This window comes from Micromonospora sp. CA-246542, from assembly GCF_050942905.1.
Classification (GTDB): domain Bacteria; phylum Actinomycetota; class Actinomycetes; order Mycobacteriales; family Micromonosporaceae; genus Micromonospora.
Genome location: NZ_CP192040.1, coordinates 4,953,864 through 4,968,528, shown reverse-complemented (window position 1 = coordinate 4,968,528; position 14,665 = coordinate 4,953,864). Strand labels below are relative to the sequence as shown.

Below are 14,665 nucleotides of genomic sequence, written 5' to 3'. Positions count from 1 at the left end.
CCGACAGCGCGGTCCGCCCGACGACCCGGAGGTGAGTGGTGTCCAGCCCGATGTCCGGCGGTGGCATGGCCGGGTGGAGCATGCTCCGGTCGATGCGCAACCGCGACGAAGTCTCCACCCACCGGCTCAAGAGCGGGGTGGCCCGCCGCATCGTCGCCTTCGCCCAGCCCTACCGGCGCGACATCGTCGTCTTCCTGGCCACGGTCGTGCTCGCCGCCATCATCGGCGTCGCCACGCCGGTGCTCGCCGGTGACGTCATCAACGCGATCAACCGGGGCGGCACCGAGGCCGGTCGGCTCGTCATCCGGTTGGCCCTGTTCATCGCCGGGCTGGCGGTCGCCGACGCGCTGCTGTCCCTGGCCCAGCGGTGGTATTCCGCCCGCATCGGCGAGGGCATCATCCTCGACCTGCGCACCCGCGTCTACGACCACGTGCAGCGGATGCCGTTGCAGTTCTTCACCCGCACCCAGACCGGTGCCCTGGTCAGCCGGCTCAACAACGACGTGCTCGGCGCCCAGCGCGCGTTCACCTCCACCCTGTCCGGCGTGGTCAGCAACGTCATCCAACTCGTGCTCACCGCCGCGGTGATGTTCACCCTCTCCTGGCAGATCACCGCGCTCTCGCTGGTGCTGCTGCCGATCTTCATCATCCCGGCCCGCCGGGTCGGTCGGCGGCTGGCCGACATCACGCGCGAGGCGTACAACCTCGACGCCAAGATGAACGCGACCATGACCGAGCGGTTCGGGGTGGCCGGCGCGCTGCTCGTGAAACTCTTCGGCCAACCCGACATCGAGGCCCGCCGGTTCGCCGGCCGCGCCGAGCGGGTCCGCGACATCGGGATCCAGTCCGCCATGTACTCGCGGACGTTCTTCGTGGCGATGCTCCTGGTCGCCTCGCTGGCGCAGGCGCTCACCTACGGTCTCGGCGGCTGGCTCGCCGTCACCGGCGGCGTCAGCGCCGGCACCGTCGTGACCCTCGCGCTGCTGCTCACCCGCCTGTACGGGCCGCTCACCGCGCTCTCCAACGTCCGGGTGGACGTGATGAGCGCGCTGGTCTCCTTCGACCGGGTCTTCGAGGTGCTCGACCTCAAGCCCGGCATCGTGGAGAAGCCCGACGCCGTCCCGGTGCCCCGGGGCGCCGGCCGGGTCGACTTCCGCGACGTGCGCTTCCGCTATCCCAGCGCGGCCGAGATCTCCCTCGCCTCGCTGGAGGAGGTCGCCACCCTCGACCGCACCGTCAACGAGCCGGTGCTCAAGGGCGTCTCGTTCAGCGTCGAGCCCGGGCAGATGGTCGCCCTGGTCGGGCCGTCGGGCGCGGGCAAGTCGACGCTGTCGATGCTCATCTCCCGGATCTACGACGTCACCGATGGCCAGGTCCTGGTCGGCGGGGTGGACGTGCGCGACGCGACGCTCGCCTCCCTGCGCGACGAGATCGGCGTGGTCACCCAGGATTCGCACCTGTTCCACGAGACCATCGCCGAGAACCTGCGCTACGCCAAGCCCGACGCCACCGACGACGAGATCTGGGCCGCGCTCGCCGGCGCCCAGGTGGCCGACCTGGTCCGGTCGCTGCCCGACGGTCTGGACACGACGGTGGGGGAGCGCGGCTACCGCTTCTCCGGCGGCGAGAAGCAGCGCATCGCCATCGCCCGACTGCTGCTCAAGGCCCCGTCGATCGTCATCCTCGACGAGGCGACCGCACACCTCGACTCGGAGAGCGAGGCCGCCGTGCAGCGCGCGCTGTCGGTGGCGCTGGCCGGACGTACCGCCCTGGTGATCGCGCACCGGCTCTCCACCGTCCGGGACGCCGACCAGATCCTCGTGCTCGACGGCGGTCGGATCGTCGAGCGGGGCCGGCACGACGAGCTGGTCGCCGTCGGCGGGCTCTACGCCGAGCTGTACCGCACCCAGTTCGCGGTCGCCGACTCGCCCCGCCCCTTCGTGGACGCGACCGGCCCCGAGCCGGTGGTCATGCCCCTGGGGACGTACGTCGCCGACGAGGCCATGCCGCCCGCCGCCGCCAACTGACCCGTCAGGCGCCGATCGTGGGGCGTTGCAGGTCGATCGCGGGAACGCCCCGGGAGCGCAGCAGCGCGTTGATCCGGTCCGTCGTCTGCGGATCGGGCTTGCGCAGCATCCAGACGCGACCCACGACGACCGGGTTGTTGGGGCCGGGCACGTCCCACGGCCCGCCGTGGGGGTAGACGGCCAGGGCGACCTGGCCGAAGCCGGGCCGGGTCAGTCCCGCTTGGCTGATCTCTTCCCAGCGGTAGCGGCGGGTGACCCGGCCGCGACGCCGAACCCATAGTCCGGTCTCGTCAGCCATCAGGGCGTCGCCCCGCTGCCGCCAGGCCACGACGATCGTGGTGAGAAGGAGAGCCACCGGCAGGAAGGGGAACGTGGGTGCCAGCCAGATGCCGACGGCGACCAGTGCGGAGAGCACTCCGACCGGGATGAGGACGGCGGGCCACAGGCGCGAGGCGAGCAGTTCGTCCAGATCAGGCTTCTGCGGGTCGGCCATACGGCGATCGTTCCCAGTTCACCATGGAACGACACCTCTCGATCATCGTGCGGGGCAACTCACCCCCGGTGCAGACGAACAGACGACGAGCCGACTACGGCATGCCGCCGGAATCGCTCGTCACGCCCGCGTCGATGGCCTGGTTCTCGTCACCGCCGCCGCCCTTGCCGCGAAGACTGCCCCGGCGACGTTTGCGGCTCTCGCGGGCGCTCTGGCGGATCGCCTTGCGCGCGGATTCCAGCCCCGCCTGCCGGCCGTCCGACGGGGCGACCCTGCGCCGACGCCGCAGCGCCACGACGGCGACCAACGAGAGGACGAGCACCAGGAACAGTGCGAGCAGAATCCGGGCCATGCGCGCAGGGTATCGGTGCCGAACAATGCAGCCCGAGCGTTCCCACCCCGGTCGATCATGAAGTTGTCGCCATCCGCGTCGGCGTGTCGTGGCAACAACTTCATGATCGGCGGGGTGCGGCGCGGTCGGGCAGGCCGGTGGTCGCCCGTAGCTCGGCGAACGCCGCGCCCAGCGTCACCGTCGTGTAGTGGGCGTTCAGGCCGCTTGGGTTCGGTAGGACCCAGAGCCGGGAGCCGGCCAGCGACTCCGGTTGCGGCCCGAAGGCGGCCTTCGGTCGTTGGAAACCGATCCGGTACGCGGTCACCCCCACCACGGCCACCCACTGTGGCCGGTACCGGGCCACCTTGTCGGTCAGGATCGCGGCGCCGTCGAGCAGTTCCTCGGCGGTCAGCTCGTCGGCGCGGGCGCTGGCCCGGGCGGCCATGTTGGTGATGCCGAGCCCGAGGGCCGGCAACTCGTGCTGCTCGCTCGGGTGCAGCAGGCGGGGAGTGAATCCGCCCAGGTGCAGCGCCGGCCAGAACCGGTTACCGGGTCGGGCGAAGTGCCAGCCGGTGGCCGCCGACCAGAGGCCGGGGTTGATCCCGACGAAGAGCACCGCCAGCCCCGGCGCTAGCACGTCGGGAATGGTCCGATCCGCAGCCGCCGCCAGGTCCGCCCGGGTGGGCCGGGAGCTGCCGGGCTTCACAGGCCCCGCAGCGCGCCGCCGTCTACCGGCACGGTGACGCCGGTCAGGTAACTCGCGGCGGGGGAGAGCACGAAGGCGGCCACCCGACCGAACTCGGCCGGGTCGCCGAGGCGTCGTAACGGGATGAGGGCCTGCGCCTCGGCGCGGGCGCGCTCCGGGTCGCCGGTCGCGGCGAACAGCTCCCGGTTGCGGTCGGTCATGATCCGGCCGGGCAGCAGGCCGACGACGCGTACACCGCGCGGGCCGTAGTCGTCGGCGATGTCCTTGGCGACGCCGACCAGGCCGGGCCGTAGGCCGTTGGAGATGCCGAGGCCGGGCACCGGCCCACGGGCCGACGTGGACAGCACCAGCCCGATCGCGCCCCCGTCGGGTAGGGCCCCGGCGACGGTGCGCGCGGTGCGGACGGTGCCGAGGAAGACGGTCTCGAAGGAGTTCCGCCACTGCTCGTCGGTGATCGACGCGGCGTTGCCGGCGGGCGGGCCGCCGACCGAGATCAGCGCGCCGTCGAGCCGGCCGAAGTGGGTGCGGGCCGCCGCGACGAGCCGCTCCGGGGTCTGCGGGTCGGTCAGGTCCGCGGCGACGCCGACCGCCTTGCCCGGACCGCCCAGCTGCTCGGCGGCGGCGGCCACCGCGTCCGCGTCCCGCGCCGAGAGCACCACCCGGGCACCGTCGGCGACCAGGCACTGCGCCGTCGCGTAACCCAGGCCGCGGGAGGCACCGGTCAGTACGTACACGCGGTCGGTCAGTCCGAGATCCATAACGCCGATCCTGCCCGATCCGGAGCGTCCCCGCCAACGTTGGTGGCGGGGCGCAGCAGCCGTACCCGACCGGCGACCTGCACCGCGACGGCCCCTGCGGCGCGGGCGACGGCCGGCAGTCGGCGCGGACGTGGCGCGGTGCGCCCGTCGTAGCGCAGGGTCGCCTCCCGGACCGCCAGCTCCTCCGCGCCCGACGGCGGCAGCGTCGCCCGCCCGCGCAGGGTCCGGGCCAGATCCCAGCCGTCGCGCAGCGAGCCCGCCGTGGGGCGGCCGGCGGCCCATTCGGCGAAGGTCGCGGGCCACGCCGCGCCGAGGCCGGCGGCGAGCCCTGGCCAGTGCCGGGCCACCTCGTCGGCGCGCTTGTTCAGCAGCGCCGCCCGGGCGGCGGCCAACGGCCCCACCGCGAATCCGGCCGGTGGCGGACCTCCGGCTACCAGCGCCGCGACCAGCTCGGCCTGCCGCGCGGCGAGGCCGGGCCGGGGTACGGGCCGCTCGGGTCCACCATCCCGGTCGCCGCCGGCAGCGCCGGTCAGGTCCCGGCCGGGAGCGCCGGTCATGTCACGGCCGGGAAGCCGGACGCCGCGGCCAGGGCGTCCAGTTCGGCGCGCAGCTCGGCGGCCGGCGGGTACCCGCCGTCGCGCTCCAGCAGCAGCGCCGGCGGCCGTCGCCGGGCACCGAGCGCGCCGACCAGCTCCAGCACCTCCGGCGGCATGGGATGGGTGTGCGTGTCGTGGTAGAAGCCGCCGCGTTCGGCCCCGCCGGCCACGTGCACGTAGCCGACCCGGTCCAGTGGCAGCCGGTCGAGCAGCGCGAGCGGGTCGGTGCCCCGGTTGCGGGCGTTGGCGTGCAGGTTGGCGACGTCCAGCAACAGCAGCGCGCCGGTGCGGTCCAGGATCTCGGTGAGGAAGTCCGCCTCGTCCAGCTCGTCGTCGGGCCAGTCGAAGAGGGCGGCGATCGGTTCCAGCGCGATCGGCACCGGCAGCTCGGCCTGCGCGCGGGCCACGTTCGCGCAGACCGCGTCGACCGCCTCCCGGCTGCGGGGAGCGGCAGCAGGTGCCCGGCCTCCAGCCCGCCGGCCCGCACGAACGCGATGTGTTCGCTGACCAGCGGGGCGTCCACCCGCCGCGCGACGGCGGCCAGGTGAGCGACGCGGGCCGGGTCGACCGGTTCGGCGCCGCCGAGGGAGAGCCGCACCCCATGGGGTACGACTGTCACGCCGCGCTCGCGCAGCCGCGTCAGCCCGACCGGGAGGGCCCGGTCGACGCCACCGACTCGGCAACCACCTCGACGAAGCGCAACCCGGGCAGCTCGGCCACGAAACCGGCGATCTCGGGGCGCCAGCCGATGCCGACGCCGTACGGGCCGGTCATCCGCCGCACCCACCGCCGCCGCACCCACCGCCTCCACCGCAGGAGCTGCCACCGCCGCAGGAGCTGCCGGTCGTACCCGACGACCCGGTGCCGGCACCCGACGACCAGCCGCTGCTGGCGATGGCCTGGCGCTGGATCTCGGCCTGCGCGGCGAAGCCCGGGTCGATGGCCCACAGCGACGCCGTGCCGTACAGCGCCACGCCCATCGCCGCGCCGGCCGCGCCGTAGGTGGCGTACGCGGGGGACGAATCGGGGGCGAGGTGGTGGTGTCGGACGCGGAGGTCGCGCAGCGCGCTGCGCCCGGCCCGCGTGGTCTCCGGCACCCGCCAGAGCAGCAGCACCGCCACCGCCACACCGACGAGGGTGAGCAGCAGAAAGCCCACCGGTCGCCCGTTGGCCAGGCCGGCGAACAGCCGTACGACGCCGAACACCAGCAGGGCGGCGAGGAGCAGCCGCCACTGTTGTGCGGTGACCCGCCGCGCCGGGTCCACCCGCAGTCCGCGCCCTACGAGGCTGGCGCCGAGCTGGTCGAGCGCGGCGGCCACCCGCTCGTCCTGGGCCAGGTCCCGGGCTCGGACGCCCTGGTGGGCGGCCCAGTGGATCGCCTGCTCCAGCGGGGTGAGCCCGGTCGGGGCCGGGCCGGTGGTGCGCAGGCGACGATCCGGGCCGACGTCGATCGCGCCGCTGCTGCGCAGACCGCCCAGCGCGGCGTGCACCGCGAGGGCCGGCCCACCGTTGAGATAGGCGACCTCCTGGGGGCCGAGTGGCTCGGCGACGAGGGGTTCCGCGCCGGTGGTGAGGCGTACCCGGTGCAGCACCGCGACGGCGGCCACCACGACGGCCACCACGAGGTAGAGCCGCAGGAAGGTCGGACCGGGGATGCCCCAGGTGTCGCCCGAGGCGGCGTGGACGATCATCGGCTGCTCCTGTCGCCGGAGGGGTCGGCGGCCCCATTGTGGAGCACCGACGCCATCCGGCTCGGCCGGGGCTGCCGCGCCGTCGCCGGCCCGCTGGCACCGCTCAGCGGCGGCGGACCGCCTCCTCGACCAGGTCGAGGACCGGACCCAGGTCACCGGCCGGTCGGCCCATGGCCAGGTGCAGCACCAGGCCGTCGTAGGCCAGCTCCAGGAACTGGGCCAGCACGTCGATCGGTACGTCCTCGCGCAGCACCCCGGCGTCGCGCTGACGGGCCAGCCGGTCCCGGGTCGCCTCCGCGATCGCGGCGGACCGCTCCGCCCAGCGCTTGGCGAACGCCGGATCGGTGCGCAGCCGGCGGGACACCTCCAGTTGACTGCCCAGCCAGCCGGTGGTGTCCGGCGAGACGGCGCGCGCCAGCAGGTCGCGCATCACCTGCACCAGACCGTTACGGGCGACCGTTTCGACCATGGCGGCGGCGTCGTCCTCGGCGACGGCGAGGAAGAGCGAGTCCTTGTCGCGGAAGTGGTGGAAGATGGCGCCCCGGGACAGGCCGGTGGCCTCCTCGAGGCGGCGGACGGTGGCCCCCTCGTAGCCGAGTCGGGCGAAACACGCCCGGGCCGCGGCAAGGATCTCCTGCCGGCGCGCGTCGAGCTGGTCCTGACTTACTCTGGGCACACCTCGATCGTCGCAGGTCACCTCGGGCGGTGCAAACCGTACGTACGGCTTGGTAACGCGACGTTTACGATCCACCGGTGACCCGCTCGTACCCCGCGCCGTCCGGCCCGCTGACCGTCGCCACCGTCCAGGCCACCCCGGCGCCCGGTGACGTCGCCGGCAACGCGGCGGCCGCCGCCGAGTTGGTCCGGCTCGCCGCCGGGCAGGGCGCCCGGGTGGTCGTCCTCCCCGAGCTGTACCTGTGCGCGTACCACCCGCCGACCCTCGCCGCCGATCCGGTCGGCACCCACGTGGCGGCCGACCCGGCCGGGCTGGTCGCCGACGGTCGGCTCGACCCGCTGCGCGCGGCGGCACGGACCGCCGGGGTCACCGTTGTGGTCGGCGCCGCGGTCCGGCACCCGGACGACCGGCGGACCATCGCCGCTCTCGTGGTCGACCGCGCTGGCGGCGTCCGGGTCGGGTACGACAAGCAGCAGCTCTGGGGCGACGAGCGCGACCTGTTCAGCCCCGGCGGGCGGGGCGCCACGCTGCTCGTCGACGACTGGCGGCTCGGGCTGGGCATCTGCTACGACGGCTGCTTCCCGGAGCACGGCCGGGCCGCCGCGCTCGACGGCGCGCACGCCTACCTGTGTCCCAGCGGCTACCTGGCCGGCTCGGAGCACCGCCGGGACCTGTACTACGCGGCGCGGGCACTGGACAACACGATGTTCGTGGTCTTCGCCAACGCCGTCGGCGGCAGCGACCCGTGGCGGTTCAACGGCGGCGCGGCGATCTACGACCCGCAGGGCCGTACGCTCGCCCGGGGCGCCGACGAGGGCGCGGAGACGCTCGTGGCGACCCTCGATCCGGCCGTGCTCACCAGCACCCGGGCAGCCCATTCGATGCTCGCCGATCTGCTGCCGGGCCAGGGCGGCGCGCGGATGTCGCTGACCGGTTAAGCCCATCGTCAACTCGAAACACGCGGGTCTGTTGGCGGACACGTCGGTCCCGTAGGGTGCCCGAGTGCCACTGCTCCTGCTGGACCTGGACAACACCCTGCTGGACCGGGCCGGACCCTTCCGCCGCTGGGGTGAGCGCTTCCTGGACCGCATCGGCGCGCCCCCCACCGACATCGATTGGCTGGTCTCGCTCGACGCGGACGGGTTGACCGACCGCTGGGACCTGGCCGACGCGATCCGGGACCGCTACGAGCTGCGTATCCCCTCGATCGACCTGGTGGAGGAGCTGCACGACGGGGTGGTGGCGCAGACCCGGCTCGACCCGCTGACCGCCTGCGCGCTGCGCATCGCCGACGACGCGGGATGGGTGCCCGTGGTGGTGTGCAACGGCACGGTACGCCTGGAGGACGCCAAGATCCGTCGTACCGGCCTGGACCGCTACGTCGCCGACTGGGTGATCTCCGAGGAGGCCGGGGTCAGCAAGCCCAACCCCCGGATCTTCGCGCTCGCCGCGCAGCGCGTCCGGATGCCGCTGCGGGGCGCGTGGGTGGTCGGCGACAGCCCGGAGGCGGACATCGGCGGCGCCGCCGCGGTGGGGCTGCCCAGCGTCTGGCTGCACCGGGGACGGACCTGGTCGGACGTCCGGTTCGCGCCGAGCCGCACGGTGGACGGGCTGATCGCCGCCGTCGCCACGGTCCTCGCGAGCTGACGGGGAACGGCGTCGCGTCCCCACCGTAATTCGGTTGACCCGCCGTCCGAGCTGCCGCGAGGATGGCGGCGCATCGTGCACCGGGCGTACCGCCCGTTCGAGGAGAGGAGGTCGGTCATGGCCGTCTTCGCAGGTCGCTTTCCGCTGCCTATCTCAGCCTCGACCAAGGGAACCTCACCACAGTGCGCGATCATGACCTCCCGGCGCTGGAGCGCCGGACCCGCGGCAAGCGCCGCTTCGACGACGACGAACCACAGTTCCTGAAGCGGGCCCGACCCACCGGGTCGCCCGCCGATCCCGACACCGAGCCCGATCCCGACACCGGCGAGCGCTGGTCGTCCTGGGACGACGCGGTGCACGGGCCCCAGCCGTACCCGGACTGGTTGGTCACCGAACTGGCCGCCAAGGACACCGAGCTGGGTGTGCTGAAGACCGGCAAGGAGGCGGACGTCCACCTGGTCCGCCGGGCGGTGCCGGACACCGACCGGTCCTGCCTGCTGGCGGTGAAGCGGTACCGGGACGCCGAGCACCGGCTGTTCCACCGCGACGCCGGCTACCTGGAGGGGCGCCGGGTGCGGCGTTCCCGGGAGATGCGGGCGATGGCCGGCCGGACGGCCTTCGGCCGCCAGATGATCGCCGGGCAGTGGGCGGCGGCCGAGTTCGCGGCGCTGGCGCGGCTCTGGGAGATCGGCGCCGGAAACGACCGGATCGCCGTGCCGTACCCCGTGCAGGTGCGGGGCACCGAGCTGATGTTGGAGTTCGTCGGCGACGCCGAGTCGGGCCTGGCGGCGCCCCGGCTCGCCCAGCTGCGGCCCGGCGCGGCCGAGCTGCGCGACCTGTGGGGCCAGCTGGTCGAGGCGCTGCGCGTGCTGGCCCGGGCGGGCTACGCGCACGGCGACCTGTCGCCGTACAACCTGCTGGTGCACTCCGGGCGGCTGGTCGTGATCGACCTGCCGCAGGTGGTCGACGTGGTGGCGAACCCGCAGGGGCCCGAGTTCCTGGCCCGCGACGTGCGGGTGGTCGGCGCCTGGTTCGTGGCCCGGGGACTGAGCGCCGAACAGGCCGATCCCGGCGCGCTGACGGGGGACTTGCTGCGCGAGGCGGGCATCCGCTGACCGCGGCGGGTCGGGTGGCCGAGGTGGCCGCCCGACCCGCCCGTGTCGATCACTGCAGGTAGCGCTCCACCTCGGGCTTGGGGCGTTCGCCCTGCGAGTCGGGGTCGCCGTGGCTGGATCGGGCGGCCCGGCGGCGGCGCAGCAGGTCCCAGCACTGGTCGAGGGATTCCTCCAGGGCGCGCAGCCGCTCGCTGGTCTCGCCCTCGGTGCCGGACTCGTGGGCCTGGGCCTCCGCGCGCAGCCGGTGCTCCTCGTCGACCAGCTCGGAGATCCGGTTCAGGATGGTCTTGTCGTCCATGCCACAGAGCCTGGCACAGGGGGCCCGCCATCGCCCGGATTCGGGGGTACCGGTGCGTCCTTGCTCACTGCGCTGCCCGCCCTCTGGGACTGCCCGGGCATGGCCCGCCCCGTCGGGTCCGGTGGACGACCGACCGCGGAACCGTCGTCGTCCGGACCGGCCGACGGCGGCGGCGGATCGATCTACGGGTGCGACCTGCGCCGGTGCCGGGTCCTGACTATCCACTCAGGACCTACCGGGGCGCAAACATCGATGTCCGTCTAGGGAAACGATCGAATCTCACCGGTCATAGGTCTGGAGGTGTCCCGGAATTGGTGAGATGCTTCCGACGCCCAGAAGGTGAAAATTCCACAGTCCCGACCGGCCGAAGTGGACCGCCCAGGCCGCCGGGGCGACGAGGAGACAGCGCATGTCCCAGGTGTCCGATGCCGGCCCCACCCCCGTCAGCACCGAACCCCGGATGATCCCACTCCGTCATGCCCTGCCCGCGCTGGTCCGCGATCCGCTCGGCGCGCTCGTGGGCTTCGCGGACGCCGCCGGTGGTGACGTCGTCCGGCTGAACCTCGGCTCGTTCCGCCCCTACCTCGTCAGCCATCCCGAGCACCTGCAACGAGTGCTGAGGGACAACGTTGCCAACTACACCCGCGACGGGGAGGGCCTGTTGTGGCGGCCCGTCCGCCGGATCGTCGGTGACGCCATCCTGGTCGCCGAGGGTGAGATCTGGGAGTCCAGCCGCGGCGCGCTGCAACCCCTGTTCACCGCGAAGCGCGCCGAGACGCTCGTCGACCGGATGGCCGAGGCGATCAACGAGGCCGTCGACGAGTGGCTGGAGCCGGCCCGCGACGGCCGCCCGATCGACGGCGGCGCGGAACTGACCCGGATCGTGCTGCGGACCACCATGCGGGTGCTCTTCGCCGACCGCATCTCGGTGCCGGACGCGCTGCGGATCAGCGCCGCGCTGGACACCGTCACCACCGCGATGCTCCCGCGCCTGCTGGTGCCGTTCGTGCCGTACGCGGTGCCGATGCCCGGCGACCGGCCCTTCCGCGAGGCGGTCCGGACCATCGACGAGGTGGTGCTGCCGATCATCCGGGAGGCCCGGGCCCGGCCCACCGACGGCGAGGACATCATCTCCACGCTCTGCCGGCCGCGCGCCGACGGCAGCGAGCCCGACGAGTACGCGATCCGCGGCGACGTGGTCGCGATGTTCTCCACCGCCACCGAGACCACGATCGCGCTGCTCTCCTGGCTGTGGCCGGTGCTGGCGTCCCGGCCCGACGTGGCGGAGCTGATGACCGACGAGATCGAGCGGGTGGTGGGCTCCGAACGGGTCGGCCGCGAGCACCTGCCGCAGCTGCGCTACGGCCGCATGGTGCTCGACGAGATGCTGCGGCTCTACCCGGCCGGTTGGATGATTCCCCGTACCGCCGTCGCGGACGACGTGCTGGGCGGTGTGCGGATCAAGGCGGGTGGCACCGTGCTGGTCAGCCCGTACGTCACCCAGCGGATGTCGACCTTCTGGGACGATCCGACCCTGTTCGATCCGGAGCGCTTCGCCCCGGAGAAGCCCCGCCGGCGCTACCGCTACTCGTACTTCCCGTTCGGTGGTGGGCCGCACCAGTGCCTCGGGCAGTACCTGTTCCTGCTGGAGGCGCAGCTCATCGTCAGCACCGTGCTGAGCCGCTACCGGTTCCGGTTGCGCGAGCCCGTCGGCCTGACACCCCGACTCGGCGCCTCGCTGCAACCCAAGCAGCGGGCCGAGCTGATCGTCACCCCGGTCGAACGCCCGGTCGTCTCGTGACCGGCGCGCCGTGGCCGGTGCAGGCCGGGCCCGACGCCGTCGCCGAGCAGGGCCGGGTGTGCGCGCTCGCCGTACGGGGCGTCCGCGACCTCCAGGGCGTCACCGCCGCCCACCCGGAACTCTTCGACGCCGCGCCGTTCGACGCCGCGCTGCTCAGCTCGGTGGCCACCGCGATCGCGTTCACCGCGCCGTGGCACACCGCCGCCGAACTGCGGATCACCACCCGTACCCTGCTGTGGGTCTTCGCCGCCGACTGGCAGGTCGACTACCTCGCCAGGTCGGCCGACGACGTCCGGCAGATCGTGACCGACTGCCTGGCGGTCGCCGACGGCGCCGCACCCCCGCCCGGCCGGCACCTCGCGCGGCTGTTGGCCGACCTGCGCGACGAGCTGGCCAACGTGCCGGCGTTCCACCGCCTGCGCCCGATCTGGCGCGAGGAACTGGCCCGGATGCTCGCCGCCGTGTCGCGGGAGTGGGACTGGAAGAACCTGCCGACCGACCCGACCACCGGGCAACGCCTGCCGGACCTGGACCGCTATCTGGACAACGCCGACAACCTGGCCTGCTCCTTCGTCAACGCCACCCACTGGATCGCCACCGGCGACGACCGGACCCTCGCCCAGTTGACCGACCTGCTCGACGCCGGCCGTGGCGTGCAACGGGTGCTGCGGCTGGTCAACGACCTCGCCACGCACGAGCGGGACGCCGAGTGGGGCGACCTGAACGCCCTGCTGCTGGTCGACGACCCGGCGCGGGTGCACGCCCGGCTCGCCGAGCTGACCAGCCGGTCCCGGGGCGACCTGACGGCCCTCGCCGAACGCTGCCCCCGGCAGGCGGACTACCTGCACCGGCAGATCTCCTTCACGGGTGGCTTCTACCAGCTCTCGGACTTCTGGGGAGCACGCGATGAGTGAGGCCCCGGGGCACGTGCTGGTCCAACCCGCCACCGACGCCGCGCGCGAGCTGATCGCCGGCCTGGCGCTGCGACCGTGGGGGCAGGTAGCCCCCTCGGTGTACGAGAGCGGCCGGCTGGTCGCCGACGCGCCCTGGCTGCCGGGGCACCACCAGCGGATCGGCTTCCTGCTGCGCGGGCAGCGCCCGGACGGGGCGTGGGGCCCGCCCGAGGGGTACGCCCTGGTGCCCACCCTCAGCGCCGTCGACGCCCTACTCGCGGCGCTTGTCGACGGAAAAGCTGCCGGTCCGCACCTGCTCACCCCGGTGCGGCGCGGGCTGGACGCGCTCACCGGCCGCCTGCTCACCACGCACGCGCGGGCACTGCCCGACACTCCGGCGTTGGACCTCATCGTCCCGGCCCTGGTCGAGTCGATCAACGGGCGGCTGACCCGGTTGGACCGGGCGATCGCCGACCGGTTGCCCCGCCCGCCGCTCGCGCTGCCGGCCGGGCTCGGCCCCGACCGGCTGCGCGCGGTACGCGGCGCGGTCGCCGCCGGGGTGCCGCTGCCGGCGAAGCTGGCCCACTTCTACGAGGTGCTGGGCGCGACACCGGCCGACGCCGGGCCGACCCTCACTGCCGTCGGCGCGTCACCCGCCGCGACCGCCGCCTGGCTGAGCGCCGCCGGCCCGGACGCCGGCCCCGCCGCGCACACGTTCCTGCTGACGCTGATCCGCGACGCCGACGGTCCGGTGCCCTGTCCGACCCCGATCACCGTGTTCGAGCGGGCCTGGGTGCTCAGCGGCCTGCGTCGTGCCGGTGTCGCGCTCAACCCGCCGACGGCCGTGCTGCGCACCCTGGCGGCCGCCACCGCCGCCGAGGGCGTCGCCACCGGGGAGGGTCTGCCGACCGACGCCGACACCACCTCGGTCACCTTGGACGCGTTGGCCCGGCTCGGCCACCCCGCCGACCCGGCGGGCCTGTGGGCGTACGAGACGGCGGACGGCTTCGGCACCTGGCCGGGGAGTGAGGACGGCTTCTCGGTCACCACCAACGCGCACGTGCTGGACGCGTTCGGCCAGCACGTGACCGGGCACCCCGGCGCGGACGAGCGGTACCACCGGACGGTCGACCGGCTCAGCGCCGTGCTGCCGGCGCACCAGCTCGCCGACGGCCGCTGGCAGGACCGGTGGCACGCCTCGCCGTACTACGCGACGGCCTGCTGCGTGCTGGCCCTGGCGGAGTTCGGTCGCGGCGGCGTGGCGGCCGAGGCGCTCGACCGGGCGGCCCGTTGGGTGCTGGAGAGCCAGCGGGCCGACGGGTCGTGGGGGCGGTGGGACGGCACGGCCGAGGAGACCGCGTACGCCCTGCAGGTGCTGGTGGCCGTGCCGACCGGAGCGCCCCGGGTCGACGACGCGGTGGCGCGCGGCCACGCCTACCTCCACCAACGGTCCGACCGGTCGGACCCTCCACTGTGGTACGGAAAAGAGCTGTACTGTCCTACCGCGATCGTTCACGCGGCTGTCCTGGCTGCCTGCCGGCTCGCCTCCGTCCATCTGGGCGGGGTCGACCGTTCGGTGGTGGATTGTGGTTACCAGGCAACAAAAACAGCGACTTGAGGGGTTGTGTGGACA

The 14,665-nt window shown here is 73.8% G+C and carries 15 protein-coding genes and 1 pseudogene; 7 read left to right on the top strand and 9 right to left on the bottom strand.

The window, feature by feature from the left end; translation table 11 throughout:
* Positions 1-50: 50 nt before the first annotated feature.
* Positions 51-2,027, top strand: a complete 1,977-nt coding sequence (locus tag ACQP0N_RS22905; protein WP_433121760.1) for an ABC transporter ATP-binding protein — start codon at positions 51-53, stop codon at positions 2,025-2,027.
* A gap of 4 nt (positions 2,028-2,031) precedes the next feature.
* Here the strand turns inward: ACQP0N_RS22905 and ACQP0N_RS22900 are convergent, their stop codons facing one another.
* The 8 genes and pseudogenes from ACQP0N_RS22900 to ACQP0N_RS22865 all read right to left on the bottom strand — a co-directional run bounded on the left by ACQP0N_RS22900 (position 2,032) and on the right by ACQP0N_RS22865 (position 7,278).
* Positions 2,032-2,520, bottom strand: a complete 489-nt coding sequence (locus tag ACQP0N_RS22900; protein ID WP_433113998.1) for a hypothetical protein — start codon at positions 2,518-2,520, stop codon at positions 2,032-2,034.
* Positions 2,521-2,614: 94 nt separating this feature from the next.
* Positions 2,615-2,872, bottom strand: a complete 258-nt coding sequence (locus ACQP0N_RS22895) for a hypothetical protein (RefSeq protein WP_433113996.1) — start codon at positions 2,870-2,872, stop codon at positions 2,615-2,617.
* 100 nt (positions 2,873-2,972) lie between these two features.
* A complete protein-coding gene (gene mug, locus ACQP0N_RS22890; RefSeq protein WP_433113995.1) occupies positions 2,973-3,557 on the bottom strand; it encodes a G/U mismatch-specific DNA glycosylase in 585 nt (194 codons plus the stop codon).
* Positions 3,554-4,315, bottom strand: a complete 762-nt coding sequence (locus tag ACQP0N_RS22885; protein ID WP_433113993.1) for an SDR family oxidoreductase — start codon at positions 4,313-4,315, stop codon at positions 3,554-3,556. Before ACQP0N_RS22885 ends, mug begins: the two co-directional genes overlap by 4 nt.
* Positions 4,300-4,872 carry a hypothetical protein gene (locus tag ACQP0N_RS22880; RefSeq protein WP_433113991.1) on the bottom strand — a complete coding sequence of 191 codons (573 nt, stop codon included), beginning with the start codon at positions 4,870-4,872 and terminating at the stop codon, positions 4,300-4,302. Before ACQP0N_RS22880 ends, ACQP0N_RS22885 begins: the two co-directional genes overlap by 16 nt.
* Positions 4,869-5,685, bottom strand: a pseudogene (locus ACQP0N_RS22875) (DUF692 domain-containing protein). The gene ACQP0N_RS22880 and the pseudogene ACQP0N_RS22875 overlap by 4 nt, the downstream one beginning before the upstream one ends.
* On the bottom strand, positions 5,682-6,602 hold the full coding sequence (locus ACQP0N_RS22870) for a TIGR04222 domain-containing membrane protein (protein WP_433113989.1): 921 nt from the start codon (positions 6,600-6,602) through the stop codon (positions 5,682-5,684). Before ACQP0N_RS22870 ends, ACQP0N_RS22875 begins: the two are co-directional and overlap by 4 nt.
* Positions 6,603-6,705: 103 nt before the next feature.
* Positions 6,706-7,278, bottom strand: a complete 573-nt coding sequence (locus ACQP0N_RS22865) for a TetR/AcrR family transcriptional regulator (RefSeq protein WP_234591495.1) — start codon at positions 7,276-7,278, stop codon at positions 6,706-6,708.
* Positions 7,279-7,355: 77 nt separating this feature from the next.
* Between ACQP0N_RS22865 and ACQP0N_RS22860 the strand changes: the two genes are divergently transcribed.
* The 3 genes from ACQP0N_RS22860 to ACQP0N_RS22850 all read left to right on the top strand — a co-directional run bounded on the left by ACQP0N_RS22860 (position 7,356) and on the right by ACQP0N_RS22850 (position 10,040).
* Positions 7,356-8,216 (top strand): carbon-nitrogen hydrolase family protein, encoded by an 861-nt coding sequence (locus tag ACQP0N_RS22860; RefSeq protein WP_433113987.1) that lies wholly within the window; start codon positions 7,356-7,358, stop codon positions 8,214-8,216.
* Between the two features lie 64 nt (positions 8,217-8,280).
* A complete protein-coding gene (locus tag ACQP0N_RS22855; RefSeq protein ID WP_396799340.1) occupies positions 8,281-8,925 on the top strand; it encodes an HAD family hydrolase in 645 nt (214 codons plus the stop codon).
* A gap of 182 nt (positions 8,926-9,107) precedes the next feature.
* A complete protein-coding gene (locus tag ACQP0N_RS22850) occupies positions 9,108-10,040 on the top strand; it encodes an RIO1 family regulatory kinase/ATPase domain-containing protein (RefSeq protein ID WP_433113985.1) in 933 nt (310 codons plus the stop codon).
* 49 nt (positions 10,041-10,089) lie between these two features.
* On the opposite strand, the gene ACQP0N_RS22845 is transcribed toward ACQP0N_RS22850, so the two are convergent.
* Positions 10,090-10,338: a DUF2630 family protein gene (locus ACQP0N_RS22845; RefSeq protein WP_355053546.1), complete on the bottom strand. Its 249-nt coding sequence runs from the start codon at positions 10,336-10,338 to the stop codon at positions 10,090-10,092.
* Positions 10,339-10,801: 463 nt separating this feature from the next.
* Between ACQP0N_RS22845 and ACQP0N_RS22840 the strand changes: the two genes are divergently transcribed.
* Genes ACQP0N_RS22840 through ACQP0N_RS22830 form a run of 3 tightly spaced genes read left to right on the top strand, consistent with a single transcriptional unit; the run spans position 10,802 to position 14,650 of the window.
* Entirely contained in the window at positions 10,802-12,139 is a 1,338-nt protein-coding gene (locus ACQP0N_RS22840; RefSeq protein WP_355053564.1) for a cytochrome P450, read from the top strand.
* Positions 12,136-13,053 carry a terpene synthase family protein gene (locus tag ACQP0N_RS22835; protein WP_433113982.1) on the top strand — a complete coding sequence of 306 codons (918 nt, stop codon included), beginning with the start codon at positions 12,136-12,138 and terminating at the stop codon, positions 13,051-13,053. The genes ACQP0N_RS22840 and ACQP0N_RS22835 overlap by 4 nt, the downstream gene beginning before the upstream one ends.
* Entirely contained in the window at positions 13,046-14,650 is a 1,605-nt protein-coding gene (locus ACQP0N_RS22830) for a prenyltransferase (protein WP_433113981.1), read from the top strand. The genes ACQP0N_RS22835 and ACQP0N_RS22830 overlap by 8 nt, the downstream gene beginning before the upstream one ends.
* The last annotated feature ends 15 nt before the right edge of the window (positions 14,651-14,665 follow it).